This is a genomic window from Streptomyces sp. NPDC060209, from assembly GCF_042728155.1.
Lineage (GTDB): Bacteria > Actinomycetota > Actinomycetes > Streptomycetales > Streptomycetaceae > Streptomyces.
The window spans coordinates 33,035-57,438 of record NZ_JBHWZS010000022.1 but is presented as its reverse complement, the minus strand read 5'-3'; the positions used below and the strand labels follow the sequence as shown (position 1 = coordinate 57,438).

At 70.6% G+C, this 24,404-nt stretch carries 13 protein-coding genes; 2 read left to right on the top strand and 11 right to left on the bottom strand.

What is annotated here, in order from left to right; genetic code table 11:
• Positions 1-180: 180 nt before the first annotated feature.
• Both ACFWFI_RS07050 and ACFWFI_RS07045 read right to left on the bottom strand, forming a co-directional pair.
• Complete coding sequence (locus ACFWFI_RS07050; protein ID WP_387386499.1) at positions 181-474, bottom strand: hypothetical protein; 294 nt, start codon at positions 472-474, stop codon at positions 181-183.
• A complete protein-coding gene (locus ACFWFI_RS07045) occupies positions 471-1,289 on the bottom strand; it encodes a phytanoyl-CoA dioxygenase family protein (RefSeq protein WP_387386497.1) in 819 nt (272 codons plus the stop codon). The genes ACFWFI_RS07050 and ACFWFI_RS07045 overlap by 4 nt, the downstream gene beginning before the upstream one ends.
• 70 nt (positions 1,290-1,359) lie before the next feature.
• Between ACFWFI_RS07045 and ACFWFI_RS07040 the strand changes: the two genes are divergently transcribed.
• A complete protein-coding gene (locus tag ACFWFI_RS07040; protein ID WP_387386494.1) occupies positions 1,360-2,154 on the top strand; it encodes an AraC family transcriptional regulator in 795 nt (264 codons plus the stop codon).
• Between the two features lie 17 nt (positions 2,155-2,171).
• Here the strand turns inward: ACFWFI_RS07040 and ACFWFI_RS07035 are convergent, their stop codons facing one another.
• The 8 genes from ACFWFI_RS07035 to ACFWFI_RS07000 form a co-directional block, all read right to left on the bottom strand.
• Positions 2,172-3,872 carry an ABC transporter ATP-binding protein gene (locus ACFWFI_RS07035; protein WP_387386492.1) on the bottom strand — a complete coding sequence of 567 codons (1,701 nt, stop codon included), beginning with the start codon at positions 3,870-3,872 and terminating at the stop codon, positions 2,172-2,174.
• Complete coding sequence (locus ACFWFI_RS07030) at positions 3,859-14,754, bottom strand: non-ribosomal peptide synthetase (RefSeq protein WP_387386489.1); 10,896 nt, start codon at positions 14,752-14,754, stop codon at positions 3,859-3,861. Before ACFWFI_RS07030 ends, ACFWFI_RS07035 begins: the two co-directional genes overlap by 14 nt.
• 58 nt (positions 14,755-14,812) lie before the next feature.
• Positions 14,813-16,600, bottom strand: a complete 1,788-nt coding sequence (locus ACFWFI_RS07025; protein ID WP_387386486.1) for an ABC transporter ATP-binding protein — start codon at positions 16,598-16,600, stop codon at positions 14,813-14,815.
• A gap of 43 nt (positions 16,601-16,643) precedes the next feature.
• Positions 16,644-17,696 (bottom strand): iron-siderophore ABC transporter substrate-binding protein, encoded by a 1,053-nt coding sequence (locus tag ACFWFI_RS07020; RefSeq protein ID WP_387386484.1) that lies wholly within the window; start codon positions 17,694-17,696, stop codon positions 16,644-16,646.
• Between the two features lie 116 nt (positions 17,697-17,812).
• Positions 17,813-18,637, bottom strand: a complete 825-nt coding sequence (locus ACFWFI_RS07015) for an ABC transporter ATP-binding protein (RefSeq protein ID WP_387386482.1) — start codon at positions 18,635-18,637, stop codon at positions 17,813-17,815.
• Positions 18,638-18,689: 52 nt separating this feature from the next.
• Entirely contained in the window at positions 18,690-19,766 is a 1,077-nt protein-coding gene (locus ACFWFI_RS07010) for a FecCD family ABC transporter permease (protein ID WP_387386479.1), read from the bottom strand.
• Positions 19,763-20,821 (bottom strand): FecCD family ABC transporter permease, encoded by a 1,059-nt coding sequence (locus ACFWFI_RS07005; RefSeq protein ID WP_387386477.1) that lies wholly within the window; start codon positions 20,819-20,821, stop codon positions 19,763-19,765. The genes ACFWFI_RS07010 and ACFWFI_RS07005 overlap by 4 nt, the downstream gene beginning before the upstream one ends.
• A 62-nt stretch (positions 20,822-20,883) precedes the next feature.
• The gene (locus ACFWFI_RS07000) at positions 20,884-22,296 is read right to left on the bottom strand and encodes a lysine N(6)-hydroxylase/L-ornithine N(5)-oxygenase family protein (protein ID WP_387386474.1); all 1,413 of its coding nucleotides are present in this window, start codon (positions 22,294-22,296) and stop codon (positions 20,884-20,886) included.
• Between the two features lie 248 nt (positions 22,297-22,544).
• Between ACFWFI_RS07000 and ACFWFI_RS06995 the strand changes: the two genes are divergently transcribed.
• The gene (locus tag ACFWFI_RS06995) at positions 22,545-23,492 is read left to right on the top strand and encodes a methionyl-tRNA formyltransferase (protein WP_387386471.1); all 948 of its coding nucleotides are present in this window, start codon (positions 22,545-22,547) and stop codon (positions 23,490-23,492) included.
• Positions 23,493-23,508: 16 nt separating this feature from the next.
• Here ACFWFI_RS06995 and ACFWFI_RS06990 read toward each other — a convergent pair whose 3' ends face one another.
• Positions 23,509-24,309: a HEAT repeat domain-containing protein gene (locus ACFWFI_RS06990; protein WP_387386469.1), complete on the bottom strand. Its 801-nt coding sequence runs from the start codon at positions 24,307-24,309 to the stop codon at positions 23,509-23,511.
• Positions 24,310-24,404 lie beyond the last annotated feature (95 nt).

Below are 24,404 nucleotides of genomic sequence, written 5' to 3'. Positions count from 1 at the left end.
GGAGGGAGGCATGGCGGAGCCATGCCTCCCTCCTCCGCCTTGCGATCCACGGCACCGGACCCCGCTCACCGATCCGGCCCGATCGACACGAAAGACCCTAGGAGGACCGGAAGCCTCCGGCCCGGTCGGGGCTCGCTCGACCGCGTTCGGGGACCGCGCCGTCCGCACCGACGGCTTCGGTCACTCCGCCGCGGCGGTCGGGCTCCCGGCGTCCTGGTGCAGCTTCTCGAAGATGAACTCGTGCTTGAGGAAGGACGTGTCGTACTCGTGTCCTGGATGCGGCGGGATCAGCTGGGAGGCCTGGATCAGCCGCCAGCCGTCCAGCAGGGCCTCCAGGCCCGTCTCGTAGGGGGGCTCGTCGGCGTCGCCCGTGGTCGGGCGGGTCCGGCCGGTGCCGTCATAGGCCGACCAGCCGATCACGCCCGCGTCGAGCGCCGAATTGGCCAGGAAGAGGATCAGGACCTGCTGCCTCATGCGTTGCTCCCCAGGGCCGGCCGGTTGTTCACGCGCGTGACCCAGTAGTCGATGTCGAAGGTGTCGTCGCCGGTGAGCGCCCGCCAGAGCAGCACCCGGTTGTGGATCTCCAGTCGGCCCGCAGCCGCCTCGTACCAGTCGAAGCCGGCCCGCAGTTCGCGCTCCACCTGCGGGTCGCCGAGATCGTCGGTGTTCCACAGGCGGACCTGCGGAACCACCGGGTTGAACCGGACCTTGAACATGTACCGGGGTATGTCGCTGTCGTTCCTGCGCCCGCCGTGCCAGATGCCGTGGTGGAGGAGGACGACCGTACCGGCCGGGCACACGAGCCGGGTCTGGCCCCGAAGGTTCTGGTAGCGGCCCGTGTCGGTCTCGTTGGTGCGGCGCAGATGGCTGCCGGGCACGCTCAGGGTGCCGCCCATGTCGGCCGTGACCTCGTGCGGGTAGTACATGAGCTGGATGTCGAAGGCGTCCGGCCGCACGTCGATGATGGCGTCGCCGTGCAGCGGCTGGGCTGAGCCCTGGTGCGGCTCCCGTACGTGGACGGCGTGGTGGTCGACCGTCGGTTCGGGACCCACGAGGCTCCGAATGGCGCCGGCCACGGTCGGCAGTGACGTCAGGCGCTGGGCGAAGGAACCTGGGGCGAACGCCTGCGGGAGCGGCGTCCCGTAGGGCACGGGAGGTATCCCCGCGTCCAGGACCTCGACCGCCTGCTCGTTCATCTCGGGCGGTACCACCGCGTCCAGGCGCAGAGATCCGCTCGCGACGAAGCGAGCGACTTGGACCGAAGTCAGCAGGTGTTCTCTGGTCGTCATATGGCAACCGTATGAGTTCCCAGCAGTCAGGGCATGGGCTCCTTTCGTTGACCACTGGTAGATTTTCGTCATGGAACAGGTCTCGCTGTCACTGGCCGCGCCTCCGGGTGTGGTGAACATCGGAGTCGGCGTACACGGCGTCAGCGGTCTGCGTGACGTCTTCCGGCTGCCTGACCTGTGGCAGATGCACCTGTACGGGTACACCGGACACCTCACCGTCGGCGGCAGGCGACATGCCATCGGTCCCGGACGCGTGAGCCTGATCCCGCCCGGCACCGAGGCCACCTTCGACTACCGCGGCCGGTCGGAGCACCTGTACGCGCATCTGCGTGTGGCGGACGCCGGGGAGCGTCACCGAGTACCTGTCATGCAGGACGCCGGCACGGAGGCCCCTCTCCTCTCCGGGCTGTTGAACCGGGCGCTCGCCGCCATGCCGGGGGCGCCGGCCCAGGCGACGGCGGAGATGTGGACGGCGCTGTGGCGAGTCGCGCGGCTCGCCGGGAGTGAGCGACCGGGCGGCGCGCACGGAGCGGTCGCTTCGGCCATGGCTCATATCGAGGCCAATCTCGCCGCCCCGCTGACGGTGCCGGAGATAGCCCGGCGCAGCGGGATCTCCCACAGCCAACTGACACGCCTGTTCCGCGCCGAGACCGGCTCGACCGTGGCGGCCTACATCCGCTACCGCCGCCTTGACCACGCCGGTCACCTGCTGCGTGAGTCGACGATGTCGATCCAGGCGATCGCGAGCTCGGTGGGCATCAGCGACCTCCAAGCCTTCAACAAGGCGTGCCACCGCGAACTCGGCGGGTCCCCACGCGCGATCCGCAGCCGGCTCCTGCCCGGCGGGGGCGCCGCACCGAAGTGACGACCGGGCCGGTCAGGTCACCGGGCCACGGCCCGGCAGTAGTCCTCGTCGGACGCGAGGAGGTGGCGATGTGTGTCCTCGGCCGTGATGACGCCGTCGTCCAGGACGAGGACCCGGTCGGCGGCGTCCAGGAGAGCGGGGCTGCTCGTGATCACGACGGTGGTGCGGCCCTTGCGCAGTTTCGCGATGTTTCGCGCGATGAGCTGTTCGGTGACCGCGTCGACGGCTGTCGTCGGGTCGTGCAGGACCAGGACGTCGGAGTCGGCGGCGAGGGCGCGGGCCAGGGACAGCCGTTGGCGCTGCCCCCCGGACAGGTTCGCGCCACGGTCGCGGACGCCGTGGTCGAGTCCCTCGCGGTGGAGGGCGACGACGTCGGTCAGCAGCGACGCCTCCACGGCCTCGGGGACCATCGAGCTGGTGCCCGACGGATCGATGTTCGTGCGGAGGCTGCCCGCGAAGATCTCCCCGTCGTACGGATTCACCAGCATGTGCTCGCGGAGGGCCTCGACCGACAGGTCCGTGATCTCCCGCCCGCCGACCCGCACCACTCCCTCGTACGCCTGGGGCGGGACGTTCACGCCCAGGATCGAGGCGAGCTCGGCCGCCGCGCGTGGCCGGTAGGCGGCGACGGCCACGAACTCACCGGCGTGCACATGGAACTTGAGCTCGCGCAGGGACCCGTAACGGACACCGTCGATCTCGAGGTCTCCGCCCGCGGCAGGGGTGTCCCGGCCCGGGTTCGTCAGCGGCGGCGCGGCCAGCACCAGTGCCATCCGATCGGCCGAGGCGCGCGCCATCATCACGTACTTCGGCATCTCCGAGAACATCTTGAGCGGTTCCATGATGAACTGCGCCAGTCCCACGGCCATGACGAGCTCGCCGATGGTGATCAGGCCTCCGTACGCCAGCCAGCCCGCCGTCAGGGTCACGGCGGCGGCGAGAACCGCGTTGAGGGCCAGTGCGGTGCCCGCGTAGACGCCGTTCACCCGGGCGACGGTGATCGCCTGGTGCTTCGCCTCCGTGCTGACCTTCCGGTAGGAGAGGAACGCCGCGTGGTTGCCGCCGAAGCCGTGCAGCGGGCGCAGGCCGGTGATCAGGTCGGCGACCTTGGCGCCCGCCCGTGCCACGCGGGCCTGCTGTTCGCGGGTGCTCGAGCCGATCCGCCTGGACATCACGCTGAGGACGGACAGGATCCCGACGGTTCCCACGATCACCAGCAGGCCGAGCCGGACGTCGGCCAGGCCCAGGGCGACCGACGCGACCGCCACCGCGACGAGCGAGCTGATCAGCAGGGGGACGACCTCGACGATGTCGGCGGTCTGGTCGGCGTCCTCGGTGGCGATGGTCAGCACCTCACCGGACTTCAGGTCGACGTCCCTGGCCACGGACTGGAGTCCGCAGGCCGCGACCCGGACCCGCCACCGGTGCGCCTCGGTCGTGTTGGCCTTCTGCAGGACACGCATCCCGAAACGCCACGACAGGGACACGGTCGTGATGATCACGGCCAGCGCGCCGATCGACAGGCCGAGGGAGCCGGGACTCCGGTCCTGCATCGTGTGTTCGACGATGAGGCCGAGCGCGATGGGGAAGGCGGTCTCACCCGCCTGGTACAGACCCATGAGGACGGTCCCCCGGACGACCGCGCCGGCGTTGCGGCGCAGGGCGGTCCGGAGGATGTCGGCCCCCGGGCGGGGCCGCTGTGCGTCAGTTGTTGTCATCAAGGTGGCGGGCAATCGCTTCCGGGGTTCGAAGGGTGAGCAGATCACGGATCGTGACCACAGGACCGTACTCCCGGCGGAGCAGCCCGATCAGCCGCACCGCCAGCATGGAGTGCCCGCCGAGGGACACGAAATCACTCACCGCGCTCACCTCGTCGTCGTCCAGGTCCAGTGCCTCCGCGAAGAACTCGCAGACCGACGTCTCGGTCCCGGTCCGCGGGCCGCGTTCGTCCACCGTGGTGAGCACGCCCAGCGGCTTGGCCTCCGGCAACGCCTTCGTGTCGGCCTTCCCGTTCACCGTCAGCGGGATGCTGTCGACCTGGGCGTAGTGCGTCGGGCGCAGGAAGTCCGGCAGGCCGCTGCCCACCTCGGCGGCGACCGCCGCGAGGTCGGAGCCGCTGAGCACGAGGTAGGCGGCCAGCCGGTGGGCGCCGTCGACCTGTGGGTCGGGCTGAGCGACCGCGGCGACGAACCGCACCGCCGGGTGCGACGCGAACGCGGCCTCGACCTCGCCCGGTTCGACCCGGTGGCCCCGGATCTTGACCTGCTGGTCGGTGCGGCCCAGATACATGAGATTCCCGTCGGGCCGGCGGAGCACCAGGTCCCCGGTGCGGTACATGCGCTCGCCGGGTGCGCCGAACGGGCACGCGACGAAGCGGTGCGCGGTCTGGGCGGGCTGCCCGAGGTAGCCGCGCGCGATGCCGACACCGGACACGTACAGCTCCCCGGGAACCCCGTCCGGCAGGGGCCGCAGCCAGGGGTCCAGCACATACACCTCGGTGTTGTCGATCGCGACGCCGACCACCGGGTCCTGGCATTCGAAGGTGCCGACGCCGAGGGTGTTGATGGTGTACTCGGTCGGCCCGTACAGGTTGTAGCCCGCCGTCCCCTCGGTCTCCGCGAGCCGCTGCCACAGCGTCGGGGTGACGGCCTCACCGCCCAGCAGCACCAGTGCGGGCCGCCGTGCGGGGTCGTCCAGCAGACCTTCGGCGACAAGTTGCTGCGCGTAGGTCGGGGTCACGTTGATGACGTCGATCCCGTGCTCGAGGCAGTACTCGACCAGCCGGGGCGCGTCGCGGCGCAGTTCCTCGTCGCAGATGTGCACCTCGTGGCCGTCCGCGAGCCACAGCAGCTCCTCCCACGACATGTCGAACGCGAACGACACGGTGTGCGCGATCCGGAAGACCCGGTGCCCGTGTTCCGCGAGTACCGGCTCGAAGATGCGGCGCTGATGGTTGATCAGCATGTTGGTGAGACCGGCGTACTCGGTCACCACGCCCTTGGGCTTCCCGGTCGATCCGGAGGTGAAGATCGTGTACGCGGGGTGCCGCAGGCGGTCCGGGGCGTCCGGCGCGAACGTCACGAACGGTTCCGCCTCCGGCAGGGGACGGTCGAGTTCGATGAGGTCGCCGGTCAGCCGGGGCGACACGGCGCTCACGGTGAGGATCACCTCCGGGCGGGCCTCGGCGACGATCGCGGCGATCCGCTCGTCCGGGTGGTCCAGCTCCAGCGGTACATACGCGGCGCCGGCGCGCAGCACGGCGAACAGTGCCACGATCGAGTCGAGGGAGCGCGGGATCGCGAGACCCACGGTCGTCTCCGGCCCGATTCCGCGCCGGACCAGTGCACCGGCCACCGCGCGGCTGCGGTCGCGGAGTTGCGCGAAGGTCATGGTCGAGCCGTGGGCGACGAGGGCGATCCGCTGCGGGTCCTGGTCAGCCGCCCGGTCGAACCTGTCGACGACGGTGTCCGAGCCGACCTCCGTGCGCTCGGCGGGCTCGGGCTGCGGGCCCGGGCCGCACAGTGCGCCGACCGGGCCGGTGGACCGGGCCAGGTCGTCGAGCACACGCAGGTAGTCGTCGAGGAGACGACGGGCGTTCCCGGTGTCGTCGTCGCGGTGCTCCAGCTTGACGGTGAGCCGGTCGCCGGGCGTGACGACCCAGGTGAACGGGTAGTGCGTCGAGTCGTCCGCCTTCACCGAGGTGATGCCGTGCCTGGCGTTCATCTCGGCGAACGCGTCCATGTCCAGGAAGTTCTGGAGCACGAAGAGGTTGTCGAACAGGCTGTCGTGCCCGCTGGCCCGCTGGATCTCGCCGAGCCCCAGGTGCTCGTGCTCCATCGCCTCGACCCTGGCCGCCTGGACGGCCGCCAGGTACTCCCGGACCGTGTCGTCCGGCCGGGCCCGCGTCCACATGGGCACGGTGTTGAGCAGCACGCCGACGATGTCGGACAGGCCCTCGCCCTCACGGCCGGAGACGGTCACGCCGAACACGGCGTCGCTCCGGCCCGTACGGCCGCCCAGCATGAGGCCGAAAGCGCCGGTCAGCACCGTGTTCAGTGTGACGCCGTGCACCCTGGCGGCCTCGCGCACCAGTTCCGACTGTGCGGCGGACAGCTTGTGCACGAGCGCGTGCGGCAGGTCGTCCGTGAGGACGGGGTTCGGGCCGGCGAGGAGCGTCGGGCCGGTGAGACCGGCCAGGTGCTCCGCCCAGAAGCGTTCTGATACGGCGGGGGGCCTGGCGTCGAGCTTCCGGGCGTAGTCCTCGAAGCCCGGCGTGACCGGGGTCGCGTCCAGGGGCTCGCCCGCGACGACTGCCCGGTAGGCGTCGAACAGGTCCCGCAGCAGGATCTCGCGGGACCAGCCGTCCCACAGCAGCAGGTGGTAGCTGAGCAGCAAGCCGTCGCGGTCGTCGGGCAGACGCATCACGGTCAGCCGGATCAGCGGCGGCTCGTCCGGGTCGAATCCGATGTCGCGGTCCCGGATGCGCAGGGCTTCGGCTTCCGCGTCCGTCGCAGGATTGATCGTGCGGACGTCGACCCGCCGGCCCGCCTTGAGGACCTGGACCGGGTTTCCGTCGTCGTCGGTGGTGAAGCCGGCGCCCACGACCGGGTGCCGCGCGATCACGTACGCCATCGCCTCGGCCAGCGCGTCGGTGTCCAGGCGCCGGTCGAAGGTGAAGTAGCTCTGCGCGACGTAGTGTCCGGCCGTGCCGGCCATCTGGGCCTGGAAGAACAGACCCCGTTGGAGCGGGGTGACCGGTGCCGTGCGTTCGGCCGTGGCCGAGGCGTCCGCGATCCGTTCGAGTGCGCCGCGCCAGTGGTCGGTCACCTCGTCGGGAATGCCGTCGGCGAGGGTGAAGCCGGCGTGCAGGCTTCCCGTGGTCTCGTCGGTCCACGCGTTGACCTCGACGGCGTACGGGCTGTACCCGTTTCCGTCGGTGATGGTCAGGGCCTGGGACTCGCTCCCCCTGCCGAGGTAGTTGAACAGCACCTGCGGGCGGGCGTCGAGCAGCGGGGCCGTCTGCGCGTCGAGGTACCTGAGCCGGCCGTAGGCCACGTGGCCGCGCTCGTCCGGCTGGCGTTCGGCGACTTCGCGCGCCGCGGCGACGGGGTCGGTGTGCGCCGTGAGCCGCACGGGCGCGATGGAGGTGAACCAGCCGACCGTGCGGGTGTAGTCGTGGTGTTCCAGCGCCGGGACCCGGCCGTGCCGCTCCAGCTCGACGGCGAGGTCGGTGGGCGACGGCTGGACGTGTGTGAGCGCGGCCCGGAGCGCGCCGCACAGCAGCTCCGTGAGGCCGAGCCCGAGTACGGCGGGCGCGGTACGCGTCACCCGGTCGCTCACGTCGGGCGCGAGCACGACGGTGGTCTCGCGCAGCCCTTCGACCGAGGGCAGCAGCGCGGGGGCCTGGAGTGTGGTGATCCAGTGGCCCAGGTCGTCGGTGACATCGGCGGACCGGGTGTTCAGGGCTTCGGCGTACTCGGCGTAGGAAGTGGTCGGCGGCGGCAGCGTTCCCCCGCGCAGGGCGGTGGCCAGGTCGTCGAGCAGGATCAGCCAGGACACGGAGTCGACGGCGAGGTGGTGGACGGTGACCACCAGGGTCCGGCTCGGCTCCAGCCACGAGAACGCGATGACTTCCCCGGCCTCGGGATCGAGGTGCCCGGCGGCTTCGTTCGCCACGGCCGTCGCGTCGGCCGTGTCACTGCGTACGACGGTGGCCCGGCGGGCGGCTTCGGTGCGCAGTGCCCACACGCCGTGCGCGATGTCCAGCCGCAGCCGGAGGACCGGGTGGGCGGCCAGGACGGCGTTCGCGGCGCGTTCGACGTCGGCGAACCCGGTGCCCTCGGCCGCGACCAGTGCCCTGGCCTGGGCGAACCGGGCAAGTGAGCCACCCAGTTCACGTCGGCGCAGGATGATCGGGGTCGGCGTCAGGGGTCCGTCCTCGCGGCGGGCGGGGGCGGGCACCGCGGCCTGCGGTGTGCGCGACCCCAGGTGCTCGGCGAGCGCGCGCGGTGTCCTGAACAGGAACACGTCGCGTGGCGCGATCGACAGGCCGAGTGCCCTGGCCCTGTTGATCACGGTGATGGCGACGATGCTGTCGCCCCCCGCCATGAAGAAGTCGGTGTCGCCGTCCACGGCGAGGGAGCCGGGCAGCGTCTCGGCGAAGATCCCGACCATCGCGGCGAGTGCGGAATCGCTCGCCGCGGACTGTGTGACGTCCTGAGCGGCGCGCTCGGTCAACGCCTTGCGGTCCAGCTTGCCGTTGACCGTCAGCGGCAGGGCTTCGGCCTGGAGCACCCGGCCCGGGACCATGTGCACGGGCAGCTTCGCGGACAGGCGGCCGGTGAGGTCGCCCGGTACCCGGCCCACGACGTGTGCGACCAGGTGGTCCTCGCTGTCGGCCACGGTGACGGCCACGTCCACCACACCGTCGAGCCCTCTGATCGCGGACTCCACCTCGCCGAGCTCGATGCGGAAGCCCTTGAGCTGCACCTGGTCGTCGGCGCGGCCGGCGAACTCCAGCTCTCCGTCGAGCGTGCGGCGGGCGAGGTCGCCCGTGTGGTACATGCGGGAGCCGTCGCCCGCGAACGGGTTCGCCACGAACCGGCCCGAGGTGAGCCCGGGCCTGCCCAGGTAGCCGAGCGACACCTGGTCACCGGCGACGTAGATGGCGCCCACCCGGCCGGGCGGCACCGGCCGGAGCCGTTCGTCGAGAACGTACGTGGCGAGGCCGGGAACCGGACCGCCGATCGGGCTGACGTCGCCGCCGAAGTCCTCGTCCGTGAGCACCCGGTGGGTGACGTGGACGGTGGTCTCGGTGATGCCGTACATGTTGACCAGCTCGGGCGAAGCGGTGCCGTACCGCTCCACCCAGCCGCGCAGTCGCGCGAGATCCAGCGCTTCGCCCCCGAAGATGATCCGGCGCAGCGCGGTGACGGGCTCGGCGGCGTGCCGGTCGGCCTCGATGAACCGGTAGAAGGCCGAAGGGGTCTGGTTGAGCACGGTCACTCCGCGCTCGCGGACCAGCCGGTGGAAGTCCACCGGGGAGCGGGTCAGCCCGTACTCCGGCACCAGCAGCTCACCGCCGTGCACCAGCGCGCCCCACAGCTCCCAGACCGCGAAGTCGAAGGAGTAGGAGTGGAACTGGACCCACACGTCGTGCGGACCGAAGCCCATGCCGGGCCGTGTGTTCGCCAGCAGCGTCACGACGCTGGAGTGCGGGACGACGACACCCTTGGGTCTGCCGGTCGATCCGGAGGTGTAGATCACGTACGCGGGGTCGTGCCATCCGGCCTCGGGTCCGGGGGTGTCCTGCGGCACGTCCGCCTGCGGTGGTTCGTCACCCAGCACGAGCACGCGGGCTTCCACGTCTGGGAGCCGGCTCAGCAGTTCCGTGAAGCGGTCCCGCTGCTCACGGTCGACCAGGACCACCTGCGGAGCGGCATCGGTGAGGATGTACTCCAGCCGTTCGTCCGGGTATGCCAGGTCCAGGGGTACGTAGGCCGCGCCCGCGGAGACGATCGCCACCAGGGCGACGACCTGCTCGGGGGAGCGCGGGACGGCGACGGCGACGCGCTTGCCCGGGCCGGCACCGGCCGCGCGCAGGGTCGAGGCCAGCTCGTTCTTCGCGGCGGCCAGATCGCCGTAGGTCATCGACCGGGTTGCGCCGTCGAGGGCGCAGTGGGTCACGGCGGTGGCCCCCGGGTCACGGCCGGCTGCGGCGTCGAACAGGCCGCCCAGGGTCGTCGGGGCGATCCGTTCGGGGCTGCGGGCGTTGTCGGGTGCCAGGTCGTCGATGAGCGCGTCCGGCCGGGTGAGCAGGCCGGTGAGGGTCCGGGTGAAGCTGCGGAGGATCGCCTGGGCGCTCGTCCCGCGCAGCAGCTCCCCGTCGTAGATCAGGTTGAAGCGCGCACGGCCGGCGGGTGTGCGCTCAACGACCAGGGTCAGCGGGTAGTGGGGGGCGCCCTCGTTCACGATGCCGGTGACGGCCAGTTCGTCGCCGGGCCGCCGTAGAGCACCCACATCGGTCGCGACGTCGAAGACCACCAGGGTGTCGAACAGGGCGCCGCCGCCGGCCTGGCGGCCGATCCTCGCCAGGGAGACGTGCTGGTGCGCCAGCACCGCGCTCTGGTGTTCCCGCACCGAGGTGAGCAGGTCGCGAACCCTGGTGGCACCGGTCCAACGGGCACGCAAGGGGATCGTGTTGATGAACAGACCCACCATGTCCTCGATGCCGGACAGCTCCGCGTCGCGACCGGAGACCGTGGAACCGAACACCACGTCCCTGCCCTGCAGGATGCCGCCCAGCGTCACCGCCCAGGCGCTGTGCACGGCCACGCTCAGCGGCACGCCCGCCGACCGGACGGCCGCGTCGATGTCGTCGTCCGGCTCCACCGCGGTATCGGCGAACCGGTCGGACGGGGTGTGACCGTCGGCGACCAGGGAGGGGCCGGGCAGATCGGTGAGCTGGTCGCGCCAGACCCGGTCGCTCTCGTCGTCGTCGAGGCCGGCGAGCCGGTGTACGTAGTCGGGGAAGCCGCCGAGCGGATACAGGCTCCCGGGCGCGTGGTACTCGGCCAGCAGTGCGCGGAGCATCGGCGGCACCGACCAGCCGTCGGCGATGATGTGGTGCACGGTCTGCACGAGCACTGTCCTGCCGGGTCCCCCGCGGATGAGCGTGTACCGCATCAGCGGGCCCGTGGCCAGGACGAACCCGGCGCGGCGGTCCCGCTCGGCGTGCTCACGGATCTCGGCGTCGGTGATGCCGGGGCGGTCCAGCGTGGTGAACGGGGCTTCCACCCCGCTCTCCAGCACGGAGACCACACGGCCGTCGGCGAGAGCCGCGAACCGGGCGGCCAGATTCGGGTACAGCGTGAGCAGCCGGCTCGCCGCCGTCGCCAGTCGGCCGGCGTCCACCTCGCCGTCCAGGGTGAGCAGTTGCTGCTCGACGTAGCTGCCCGCCGAGTCGTCGTCGAAGACCGAGTGGAAGTACAGGCCCTCCTGCAGCGGGGTCAGGGGAAGGATGTCCAGCAGCGCCGGGCCGTCCAGGGCGTCGACATCGCCCTGGGTGAGCGGCACCAGGGGGAAGTCGCCGGGCGAGTGGCCGCCCTGTTCGAGCGCGGCCAGCCCGGTCAGGGCTTCTCGCAGATAGACGCCGATGTCCGCGGTGTCCTCGTCGGTGAACATCCCGTCGGGCCAGGAGATGGTGGTGACGAGCTCGTACTCGCCGTTCGAGGCGGGTTCGGCGATCGCGTTGAACTCCAGGGCGCGTGGCAGGCGCATCCTCGGGTCGCGCTTCTCGCCCAGCTGCCCGGTGGCGCCGGCGAACTGCCAGTCCCCGGCCGTGCCCGAGTCGAAGCGGCCCAGGTAGTTGAACAGCACCTGTGGGGCGGGCGCGTCGAGCCCGGTGTCGGTCAGGTACCGCAGGGCGCCGAAGGAGAGGCCGTTGCTCGGCACCCGGGCGAGGCCGTCCTTGACCGCCTTCAGCGCGGCGGCCAGGTATGCGGGGGCGGTGGGATCGGCCGTCGCACCGGGGTCCACGACCACCGGGAACAGTGTGGTGAACCAGCCCACGGTCCGCGACAGTTCGGGCTCGAAGCCGGTGCTGTCCGCCACGAACCGTGCTTCGCGGCCGTGTCCCTCCAGTTCGATGTGTGCGAACGTCTGGTCCTGTCCGAGGTCGCGGCGCCACCGGGCGAGAGCGACGGCGAGCCCGGTCAGCAGCACGTCGTTGACGCCCGCGTGGAACTTCGCGGGTATCTCCCCCAGCAGCGCCGCCGTGGCCTCAGGACCTACCGCGACGGTCCGGGTCCGTTCCCGGGCGACGGTGTCCGCCTCGGACAGTGAGCGCCTGCCCAGGGGGCCGTCCGCTCCGGGCAGGGGCCGCTCGTACGCAGCACGGTCCGATTCGAACGCCGCACTCTCCAGCACCTGCGTCCAGCGCCGGAACGACGTACCCGCCGGGGGCAGCTCGACCGGCACGCCGGACGCGAACTGCCGCCAGGCGGCGGCCAGGTCATCCATGAGGATCCGCCAGGACACGCCGTCGACGACCACGTGATGGACGACCACGACGAGCTGCCGTGCCTCGCGGCGCCAGACGGCGCGCAGCATCGCGCCGCGCTCGGGGTCGAGCCCTTCGGTGGCGAGTGCCACGCAGGCGTCGAGTGGCAGACCGCTCTCCTGCCACCCCACGACGGCCTGGTCGGCCTCCGGGATGTCGAAGCTCCAGCGGTCGCCGCGCACCAGCCTGGCCCGGAGCATGTCGTGCCGGCCGGCCACCGCGGTGAGGATCGCGTCGAGGGCGTCGGCGGTCAGGTCCGCCGGGGTGTTCAGCACGACCGACTGCACGAAGCCGTCGATCGCGTCCGTCGTCTCGCCGAGCCACTGGACGACGGGTGATCCGACGACGGGCCCGGTCGCCACATCGTCGTGCCCCGCGGAGGAGATGTCCTCCCGGCTCACGACCGCCGCCAGCGCACCCACGACGCTGTGGGTGAAGATCTGCCGTGCCGTGACGTAGAGACCCGCGGCGCGCAGGGCGCTCAGCAGCGAGATCGCCAGAATGCTGTCTCCGCCGAGCCGGAAGAAGTCCTGGTCGACACCGACCTCGTCCAGTCGCAGCACCGACGCGACCGCCGCGCACACCAGGCGCTCGTTCTCGGTGGCGGGCGGGACGAGCGAGCCCGTCCCGACGCGGGGCTCCGGGAGTGCGCCCCGGTCGACCTTGCCGTTCGCGGTGAGCGGGAACTCCTTCAGCACGACGATGTGGGCCGGCACCATGTATTCCACCATGTGCTCGACGGCCCACGCCCTGACCTCGTCCCCGTGCAGCTCCTCACTGCCGGTGACCGGGATGACGTACCCCACCAGGTAGCTTCCGCCCGCCGTGTTCTTCTTCGCTACGACGCAGGTGTGCCGTACCGAGGGGTGCTCCCCGAGGCCCACCTCGACATCCTCGATCTCCAGCCGCATGCCGCGGATCTTGATCTGGTTGTCTGCCCGGCCGAGGAAGTCCAGCGACCCGTCCGGGGCGAACCGCGCGAGGTCACCGGTCCGGTACAGCCGGGACCCGTCCCCCGCGAAGGGGTTCGCGACGAACCGGGACGCCGTCAGGCCGGGCGCATTGACGTATCCACGCCCCAGGAGGAACCCTCCCACGTACAGCTCGCCGCCCACTCCGACCGGGACCGGACGCAGTTCGTCGTCGAGCACGTACAGCTGGGTGTTGGGGTTGGCCTTGCCGATCGACGTCGACAGCCGCTCCGCCGCTCCTCGGTAGATGACGTGCGAGACGCCGATGGTCGTCTCGGCCGGGCCGTAGCCGTGGTACATGGGGATGTCGAGCCGGGTGCGGAAACGCTCGTACAGTTCCGGGGTCAGGACCTCTCCGCCGCACCACACGTGCCGCAGGCTGTCCAGCCGCCCGGAGTCGCCGGCCATCTCCAGCAGTACGTCCAGCATGGACGACACCAGGTACGTGAAGGTGACGCGCTGATCGGACAGCACGCTCAGCAGGTGGTGGGGGTCGCGTTCGCCGCCCGGCCGCAGGACCACGAGCCTGCCGCCGCGCACGAGCGGCAGGAAGATCTCGTTGATGGAGATGTCGAAGGACAACGGGGCCTTGAACAGTGACGCGTCGTCGTGGCCGAAGCCCAGGATCTCCTGGGACTGCCACAGCAGGCGCTCGCTGATGGCTTCGTGCCGGATCATGGCGCCCTTGGGACGGCCGGTCGAACCGGACGTGAAGATCACGTACGCGAGGGCGGCGCCGGGGACGGCGACGTCGGTGCGCTCGGCGGGGTAGGAGCGGAACCTCCAGGCGTCGAGATCGACGGGCACCGCTGCCGGTTCACCCGCCCGCTGCTCACCCGAATCGTTGAGCTGCAGCACGACACGGGCGTCCTCGATGACGACTGCCCGGCGCTCGGCAGGCCACTGCGGGTCGAGCGGCACGAACGCACAGCCGGCTTGGAGCACGCCGAGCAGCCCGATCACCATGTCGGCGGAGCGACCCAGTGAGATGCCGACGACCTGTTCGGCGGTGAGCCCACGCCCGATCAGGTGGTGGGCCAACTGGCTCGAGAGCGAGGCCGCCTGACGGTACGTCAGGGACCGGTGCTCGTCGACGATCGCGATGGCGTCGGGCCTGGTCCGTGCCTGCTCGAGGAACATCTCGACGACTGTCGGGCGGATTCGATCGGCCCCGGTGTCGTTCCACTCGGTCAGGGCCTTGATCCTCGCCGCCGCGCCGACAGGGCCGATGGTCCCGACGGGCCGGTCCGGGAAGTCGGCCAGGTCGTCCAGCGCCAGCTGCGCGTCTGCCGGCATCACGCCTTCGGGGGCACTGATGCTTCGGCCGTCGGCACCGATCTCCCAACCCGCGGGTGCTGCACCGCCGTTGTCGACCCACCGGAGAACGTCGGCGAACAGGGTGGTGGAGGTGAGGTCGATGCCGTCGGGGCTGCGGCCTGTCGCCCAGTACGACAGTCCGATGGCGCACGCCTCGGTGATGGTCCGGTCGGAATAGTCCCCGGTTCGCCTGCGTACGTCGTCCAGGCTCGCGGGAGAAAGCAGCGCGCAGAGAGCAGTGGGATCCGTCATCGGAGACTCATCGTCCTTCCAGCGTATGAGAGTTGGACCAATCCCAACTCAGGGGTGCCTAGCTGCCCTCGCGCCAGGCGCGCCACAGTCGCGCGTACCGTCCACCCAGAGCCACCAGTTCCTCGTGGGTTCCCTGTTCCACCACACGTCCCGCGTCCAGCACGGCGATCCGGTCCGCCGCCATCGCCTGGGTGAGCCGGTGCGCCACGAACAGCGTGGTCCGGCCCGAGCACGCGGCCTGTACGGACCTCTCCAGCTCGGCGGCGCCCTCGCTGCCGGCCTCCGCGGTCGACTCGTCGAGCACAACCACCGCCGCCCGGTTCAGCACCAGCCGCGCCAGGGCGATCTGGGCGACCTTCGTGACATCCAGGCGTTCGCCGCCCTCGCCGACCATGGTGTTCAGCCGGTCCGGGAGCGCGTCGACCCAGTGTTCGGCTCCGACGGTGCGCAGTGCGTCCATCAGCTCGGCATCCGTCGCTCGTGGCGCGGCCAGCCGCAAGTCGTCGGCGAGCGGACCGGAGAACACGTGCGTCTCCTGCGTGAGGATGCTCACCAGAGCCCGCGCGCCCGCCTCGTCCAGACCGGCGAGGTCGTTCGGCCCGATGCGTACCGACCCTGCCTGCGGGGTCCCGATGCCCGCGATCAGCGCGGCCAGCGTCGACTTGCCCGCACCTGTCGCCCCCACCAGGGCGAGCGATCCGCCGGCCGGGATCGTCAGGCTGACGTCCCTCAGGACCGGCTCCTCGGCGCCGGGATAGCTGAAGGTCAGCCCCTCCACCGTCACCGGGTACGGCATGGCGTCCGCGGACGCCACGGAGGTGTCGCCCACCAGCCGGTCCTCCGCGGCCTCCCCCAGCACCCCGACGAGCCGGGTGAGGCTCGCACCCGACTTCTGCGCCTCGTCGAAGGTGAACATGATGGCGCCCAGCGGGGTGAACAGCCGGTGGAACATGAGCGGCGCCGCCGACACCTCGCCCAGGCTCGCGGCGTCGGCCTCCAGCAGGACGTAGCCCACCACGAGGATCAGGACCAGCCCGATGAATTCGGCACGGTTCTCCCTGCCGACGAACCGGCCGAAGATCCGGAAGACCCCGATACCGAGATCGCGTACGCGCCACGACTCGGCGGTGACCTTCTCACGGAAGGCACCCTCCAGGCGGTAGGCCCGGACGGTGTCGATCCCGTTCAGACCGCTGATCAACGCCTGCGCGCGGTCGGCCTGGGCCGCCCTCTGCTGCTGGTACAGCGGGGCGGACCGGGGCAGGTACCAGCGAAGTGCCAGCGCGTACGCGGGAAGTGCGCCGGCACCCGCAAGGCCGAGTCTCCAGTCGAGTCCGAACATGCCGACCGTGGCGATGGCGACCAGCACGCCCGCCGAGAACACCGTGGGGATGGCCGTGCGGATGCCCCTGGACAGCACGGCCACGTCGTCGCCGACCCGGGACAGCACGTCTCCCCGGCCGACCTGCTCGATCCGTGCGCTCGGCATCCCCAGCACCGCTCGGACGGCGGCTTCCCGCAGCCGCGCGAGAAGATCCGCGCCCAGCCGCCCGATCAGGTACGTCGACACCGCGGTGGCCGCCGCGCCGAGCAGCGCGGCGGCTCCCATCAGGATCCCGATCGTGACCAGGACCGAATGCCCGTCGCCCTCGACCACGCCGTCGACCACTTGGCCGAGAAGGAGCACCGGAAGCACCTGGAGCGCCGCCCCTGCCACCGTGGTGAGCACGGTGGAGGCCGTCAGCCACGGCACCTCACGGCAGCGCTCGGCGACCCATCGGGTGGACTCGCCCCCGGCCGCCGTGCGCAGGGTGGCCGGGGCGACGCGGGTGTCGGTGCTGCTCACTCAGGAACCGGGCCGGGCCGGCGACGGGCGCGGGCGACGGGCCTCACTGCTCGACCGACTTGACGAGCTCGTCGATCGCGTACGGCAGGGACAGCAGGGTTCCCTGGGACATGGCCGCGCCGACAGCCGGGCCCTCGCTGTCCAGCATGTACGACACCTTCCCGGCCTTGGTCGCGGGCAGGTTGGCGAACAGCTCGAACTTCTTCAGCGCGTCCTGGTCCGCCTTGTCGTTGATGACGAAGATGCGGTCGACGTCGACGAGGTCCATGCGCTCGGGGGAGAGCTTGGTGTAGAACTGGTCGCCCGCGATCTCGTCGATCTTCGTCACTCCCTTGAAGCCGATGCCCGTCACCAGCCGTCCGCGTACGTCGGTCGTGGTGAACGGTGCGACCGAGTCCTCGTACCAGGACAGTGCGACGGCGGTCTGGTCCGCGAACTCCGGGTGCGCCTCACGAGCCGCGTCGAGCTTGCCCTGGATGCCCTTCACCAGTGCGGCGCCCTCGTCCTCCTTGCCGAGCGCCTTGGCGATGTGGACCGCGTTGTCCTGCCAGGGCGCGCTGAAGAGTTCCTTCTCGGCCTTGGTGCGGCCCACGGTCGGGGCGATCTTGGAGAGCTTGTCGTAGGCGGCCTGATCGATCTCGGAGTAGACCGCGATGATCAGGTCCGGCCGCAGGGCGGCGATCTTCTCGTAGTTGGGGCCCGAGTCGCCGTTGCTCATCACGACCTCGGGACGGGTGTCGCCCCACTTGTCCTTCACCCAGGGCCACTGGGTGTTGATGTCGGGGGACGTGCCGGCCGGGTTCGGGTACTGGTCGACCATGCCTACCGGCTTGATGCCGAACGCGAGGATGGCCTGGTCGTCGGTGTAGCCGACGGACACGACCCGTTCGGGAGCCTTGGTGACCTCCGTGGATCCGAACGCGTGCTCCACGGTCACCGGAAACGCGCCGGCGGCGGCCTTCGGGGACTTGTCGCTCGTCCCGTCCTCCGGGTCGGAACCGCATCCCGCGAGGAGGCCGACGCCGAGCGTCACCGCGGCAAGGGTCGCCGCCAGTCGCCGCCCTGGCTTCGCAAACGTCGATCTGTGGAAGAGCATCCGTCAATCCCCTGCTTTCGCGCTGTCCGCTACACCCCGTCTGAGGGCAGCCAAACCTTACCCATACAGGGTGAGGTTAGCCTAGCCTAACTATAGCTATTTCCCTTACGGACAGCTCAGTTGAGCTGCACATGGGTACGCCCGATGGGCACGATGAGCGGGCGGTCGCCCACCGGGTCGTCGATCACCTTGGCCCGCAGCCCGAACGCCTCGTGCAGCAGCTCGGCCGTGATCACGTCGCGGGGGTGCCCCTGCGCCAGGATCGATCCCGCCCGCATGACGATGAGATTGTCGCTGTACCGGGTGGCCAGATTGAGGTCGTGCAGCACCATGACCACGGTGCGTCCCGACTCGTGCAGGTCGTCCACCAGGTCGAGCACGTCGATCGCGTGCGCCAGGTCCAGATACGTGGTCGGCTCGTCCAGCAGCAGCAGGTCGGTGCCCTGAGCCAGCGTCATCGATATCCAGACGCGCTGACGCTGCCCGCCGGACAGCGAGTCCACGGGGCGGTCGGCCAGCTCGGACACCCCCGTCATGGCCAGCGCGCGCTCCACGACGGAGGCGTCGTCCGACGACCACTGCCGCAGCCAGCTCTGGTGCGGATGGCGCCCTCTGGCTACCAGGTCGGCCACCGTCAGCCCCTCCGGCGCGACCGGGGCCTGCGGCAGGAGGCCGAGCTTCTTCGCCACGTCCCTGGTCCTGAGCTTGACGATGTCCTCACCGTCCAGCACGACCGCGCCCGCGGTCGGCTTGAGCAGCCTCGTCAGGGTGCGCAACAGGGTCGACTTCCCGCAGCCGTTGGGGCCGATGATCGTGGTGATCAGCCCTGGCGGCACCGTCACGTCGAGACCGTCGATGACGGTCCGGCCGCCGTATCCGACCGTGATGCCCCTGGCTGCCAGCCGTGGGACGTCCTCGACCGCTGATTCGGTCCTCGTCATGTGCTGAGTGCCCACAGGTCCCCCCGTTGTCCGGTTCGTACGGTCGTCTTCGTCAGCCATGCGTCAACTGCCTGAGGTTCGCCCGCACCAGCAGATATACAAGGAAGGGGCCGCCGATCGCGGCGGTGACCACGCCGACCGGGAGAGTGATCGGCAGCGCCGAGCGCGCGATGAGGTCCGCGCCGATCAGCAGCAGAGCGCCCACCAGTCCGGAGGCCACCAGGGGCGGCGTGGGATACCTCGCCAGGCGCATCGCCACCTGCGGCGCCACCAGAGCCACGAAGGGGACCGGTCCCGCCGCGCTCACCGCCGCGGCCGCCAGCAGGACCGCGCACAAAAGGAGGACCGCCCGCACCCCCGAGAAGCGCACGCCGAGCCCGGCGGCCACCTCGTCCCCGAGGTGCATGGGCTTGAACTGGAACGCCACGCCCGCCACGACGGCCATGAGGACGAGCGAGCACCAGAACACCGTCCGGACCTCGTCCCACGACCGGTTGTCCAGCGAGCCGACCAGCCACACCTGCGCCCGCGCCACATCCCTGATGTCGGCCGAGGTGAGGAGCCACGTCGTGATCGCCTCCATCATGGCGGTGACCGAGATGCCGATGAGGATGAGCCGGAAGCCGTCGATCCCGCGCCGCCACGCCAGGAAGTACACCAGCAGACCCGTGCCGAGGCCCCCCGCGAGCGCCGCCGCCGACAGGCCCACGGTGCTGACGACCGCGGCGGTGGCCCCGCCCGACACCGTCACCAGGCAGACCGCGACGGCGCTCGCTCCCCCTGTGATCCCCAGAATGTCGGGACTGGCCAGCGGGTTACGGGCGACGGACTGCGTGATCGCCCCGGACACCCCCAGAGCGATCCCCACGAGAAGTCCGGCCAGAGCACGCGGCATCCGCAGATCCATGATGACGAACTCGTCGACCTGCTCGCCACGGCCCAGGATCGTGGCGATCACCCGGGGCATCCCGATGGGGAAGTCCCCGACCCCGACGGACAGGCAGAAGACCAGAAAGGTGGTCGCCGCCAGCAGCAGCGTGACGCACAGCAGCCAGGGCCGCCAGACGAAGGACGCCTGACCCAGCCGTACGCCGGGCGCCACCGATCGCTTCACATCCGTACCGTTCATGCGCTCCTGAACTTTCCTCGCCACACCAGAGCCGCGAAGAACGGGGCACCGAGAAGGGCGACGACGACACCCGCGTCCAGCTCGCCCGGCCGCACCACCACTCGTCCCACGATGTCGCAGACCAGAAGGACGACGGCTCCGAGGAGGCCTGCGTACGGCACCAGCCAGCGGTAGTCCGGCCCGGTCAGATACCGGGCCACATGAGCGACCATCAGCCCGAGGAACGCGATGGGACCGCATGCCGCCGTCGCCGCCCCCGCCAGCAGGGTGATGGCGACGATGCCCACGGTCCGGCTCGAAGCGATGTTCACGCCCAGCCCTCGTGCCACGTCGTCCCCCAGGTTGAGCAGGTTGAGCGAGGGCAGCGTGGTCAGGGCCAGCACGAGTCCGACCGCGATGAACGCGGTCACCGGCCAGATGATTTCGAAGCCGACACCGGCCACCGAGCCCGCGTTCCAGAACCGCAGCGCGTTCAGCGACTTCAGGTCGGACAGCGCGACAGCCGTGGTCATCGCCGCGAGGAACACCGTGACTCCCTGACCGGCCAGTGCGAGGGTCAGCGGGTTGCCGGCCCCCCGGCCGATACTCGACAGCCCGAAGACGACGACACCGGCGGCCGCCGCCCCCAGGAAGGCGAACCAGACGTACTGGAAGGGGGAGGTGAAGCCGAACAGGGCGATACCCGTCACCACGGCGAACGAGGCACCGGAGTTGATGCCCAGCAGCCCCGTGTCAGCGATCGGGTTGCGTGTGTACCCCTGGATCAGCGCTCCGCCGATCCCCAGGGCGATGCCCGCGACGATCGCGAGCACCGTCCGGGGCACCCGCACCGTCCGCACGATGAGCCGGATCTCGGTGAGGCGCTGGTCCGTCTCCGGCGCGGCGAACAGCCCGTGCCACACCTCCGCGGGACTCAGCGCGCGCGCACCGACGGCCAGCGACGCGGCCGCCCCGATCACGAGGATCGCCACCAGCGCGCCCAGACCCACAACCCGTCTTCGGCGGGCTTCCGTCGCGCCCCTGGGAGCGGGACGCTCCACTGCAGTCGTGCTCATGTCGACTTACGATATCCCTTTGATCTACGCACATTTCACGGCCAGTTGGGCACCTGCGGCCCTCAGGCCGGGCGCGTACGCCCGAGGAACGGAGTGCCCGCGACATCGCGCCGTCCGGAGTGACCGGCGGTGCTGCCGGTCCCCTCCACCACCAGTCGGGCCTCGTCGGAGGCCGCCTTGACGCCCCGGTCGAGCAGCGAGTCCAGGATCTCGCCGACCCGGATCGCGGTGTTGGACAGCAGGGCCGAGGTGATGCCGTGCGTGTGCTCCGTTCCGCCCTGAAGGTAGATGCCGCAGCGCAGGTCCGGATCGGTCGAGATGCGGTAGTCGCGCTCGACGCGCACGCGCCCCTCCTCGTCACGGAGGCAGCGCTCCGCGACCTCGCCGAGGAGGCCGAGGGGATCGACGGGGCTGTAGCCGGTGGCGAACACCACGACGTCGGCGTCCAGGACGGTCTCCTCCCCCGTGACGAGGGACTTCACCGTGGCGTGGACGGTGTCCGGCTTCTCATCGACGGCGGCGAGCCGGGACACGTTGAGGAAGCGCAGCCGCTCGGTGCCGAGGACCTTCTCCTGGTACGTCTGCCGGTAGAGGTCGTCGATCAGATCGATGTCCACCACGGAGTAGTTGGTGTTGCCGTGGTAGTCCATCAGCCTGCGCTTGACGCTCCCGGGTGCGGCGAAGTACTCGTCGACCGCCCCGGGGTCGAAGATCCGGTTGGCGAAGCTGCTGTCGTCCGCGGGGCTGTAGCCGTAGCGCGAGAAGACCGCACAGACCTCGGCCCGGGGGAAGCGGCGGTGCAGGTAGGCGACGTTCTCGGCGGCGCTCTGCCCGGCGCCCACGACGACGAAGCGGGAGGGCGACTCACCCTCCAGCCCGTCGACCTTCGCCAGCAGTTCGGAGTTGTGCCAGACGCGGTCACCGCGCTCCACGCCCTCGGGCATGAGAGGTCGCAGCCCGGTCCCGATGACGACGTTGCGTGCGCGGTGGACCGTGAGACCGTCCCCCGAACGGACCGTCACGTCCAGGTACTCCACGGCTCCGTCATCCACGACAGGCGTGACCCCGACGACCTCGTGGCCGTAGGAGACCATGTCTTCGACCTTGGCCGCGGCCCACTCGAAGTAGTCGTGGAACTCGACCCTGAGGGGGAAGAGGTTCTTGTGGTTGATGAAGTCGACCAGCCGCCCCCTGCTCTTCAGGTAGCAGAGAAAGCTGAACTCGCTGGTCGGGTTCCGGAGCGTCACCAGGTCCTTGAGGAAGGACACCTGCATGGTCGCGTCGTCGATCAGCATCCCACGGTGCCAGCCGAAGCGCGGTTGCTGTTCGAAGAAGTGGGCGGTGACCGGCTCCTGCGCTCCGACGCCGGCGTTGTGCTCGCCGATCGCGATCGCCATGGCCACGTTGGACGGCCCGAAGCCGATGCCGATGAGGTCGTGGACCTGTGGTGCGTCGCCAGGCTGAACCTGAGACATGTCACTCCCATCGTGCGGGGAAGCCGCCTGAAGTCGCGGGGGAAGACCGAAGTCCGGGCACGCCGAACGGAGTGGCCCGTCGTAATTTAGGTGAGCCTAAGCTCATCTCCCGGAGCTGTCGATAGGGCACGGCAAGTGCGACCCGATGACGGCCCCCGCGCAACAAGGCCACCGCGAGGCCCTGTTGCGCACTAAGGTAAGCCTCGCTTTACTGGGCGTTCGTCAGCCCCTGCACCAAGGAGGAACACATGCGGGTCGTCATGTTCGGGTACCAGACCTGGGGGCACCGCACCCTGCAAGCCCTCCTGGACTCCGAGCACGACGTGGTACTGGTCGTGACGCACCCCAAGAGCGAGCACGCGTACGAGAAGATCTGGAGCGACTCCGTCGCGGACCTCGCCGAGGCACGGGGCGTCCCGGTGCTGATCCGCAACCGTCCCGACGACGACGAGCTGTTCGCGCGCCTCGTGGAGGCCGCCCCGGACATCATCGTGGCCAACAACTGGCGGACGTGGATCCCTCCGCGCATCTTCGGCCTCCCCCGCCACGGCACACTGAACGTCCACGACTCGCTGCTGCCGAAGTACGCCGGATTCTCCCCGCTGATCTGGGCTTTGATCAACGGGGAGTCCGAAGTGGGCGTCACCGCGCACATGATGAACGAGGAACTCGACGCCGGCGACATCGTCCGGCAGGAGGCGGTCCCGGTCGGCCCGGCGGACACCGCGACCGACCTCTTCCACAAGACCGTCGATCTCATCGGCCCGGTCACCATCGGCGCGCTCGGCCTCATCGCAGCGGGGAAGACGGAGTTCACCCGGCAGGACCGCTCCCGGGCGACCTTCTTCCACAAGCGGTCCGTCGAGGACATCCGCATCGACTGGAACTGGCCCGCGGAGGACCTGGAACGCCTGGTCCGCGCCCAGTCCGAGCCGTACCCCAGCGCCTTCGCCTTCCACAAGGGCAGGCGCATCGAGGTACTCGCCGCGGTGGTGTCCCAGGGGCGCTACGGCGGCACTCCCGGCCGCGTCTTCTACCGAGAGGGCGACGGCGTGGTGATCGTCGCCGGATCCGACGCCCGCACCGGCCGCAACCATGGCCTGGCCATCACCCGCGTACGCACCGAAGACGGCCGGGAAGTGCCCGCGACGGAGTACTTCACCGCCATGGGCGGCTACCTGACCAGCCGTCCCTGACGATCGCGGCTCCTGACTACGGCTCGCGGATCGCCTCCACCGCCTCCCGGACGTCCGGGTGCGGGTCGCCGGCCAGGCCGTCCAGCAGCTCGGTCACGCCGGGGGTGGACCAGCGGGCCACCGCCCACACCAGCTCCTCGCGCACACCGGGGTCGGGGTGCGCGGCCAGCCGCGCCAGCTGGGCGAGCGGGCCGCGGCGACGCGTCCCGAACCAGTGCAGCACCTCCCGCAGTACGACCGGGTCGCCGGGGTCGCCGGACGCCGCGACCCTGGCGAGCAGCACCCTGACCGGTGGCGGCGGGCCGTCCAGCGGATGCGGCAACCGCTCGAGCAGGCGCCGTGCCCCGTAGCCGCCGCGCACCCTGCATCCGAAGCAGGTGCAGGGACGCACGCCGTGCGCGTCCGGCAGATACCGCCAGCCCACGACCTGCGGTGCGGCGCGGAGCCTGTGCACTTCGCCCCGCCGGATCGCCCTGGGCACGAACACCTCCCAGCCGCGGGGGTCCTCCAGGGCCGCGATCCTGCGCACCGCCTCAGCCGCGGGGATCGCGGCCGGGATCTCCCGCACCCGGTCCGAGTAGCGTCCGAGCGACACACGCTGCCCGTCGTCCAGCCGCAGATGAACGGCGACCAGCCCACCGCGACTCCCGGAGCGGGCCAGCTCCCGCAGCCACTGGTGGGTGAGGGTGTACGAGGGCAGCACCGGGAAGCAGTACACGCCACGCGGGCCTCCCTGCGCGTCGCCGGCCGCGCGGATCCCTGACCGCCGGATGCGCGGAGCGTTCGCCGCAGACGTCAAATGCACGAACATCGCCATGACTTGGCATGCTAAGCGATCGGCGGGGCGGTGGTCCGGCTGGTAGGGACGCCCCCACGCCCACCCCGCAATAAGGGCAGGCTAACCTAAGGTCC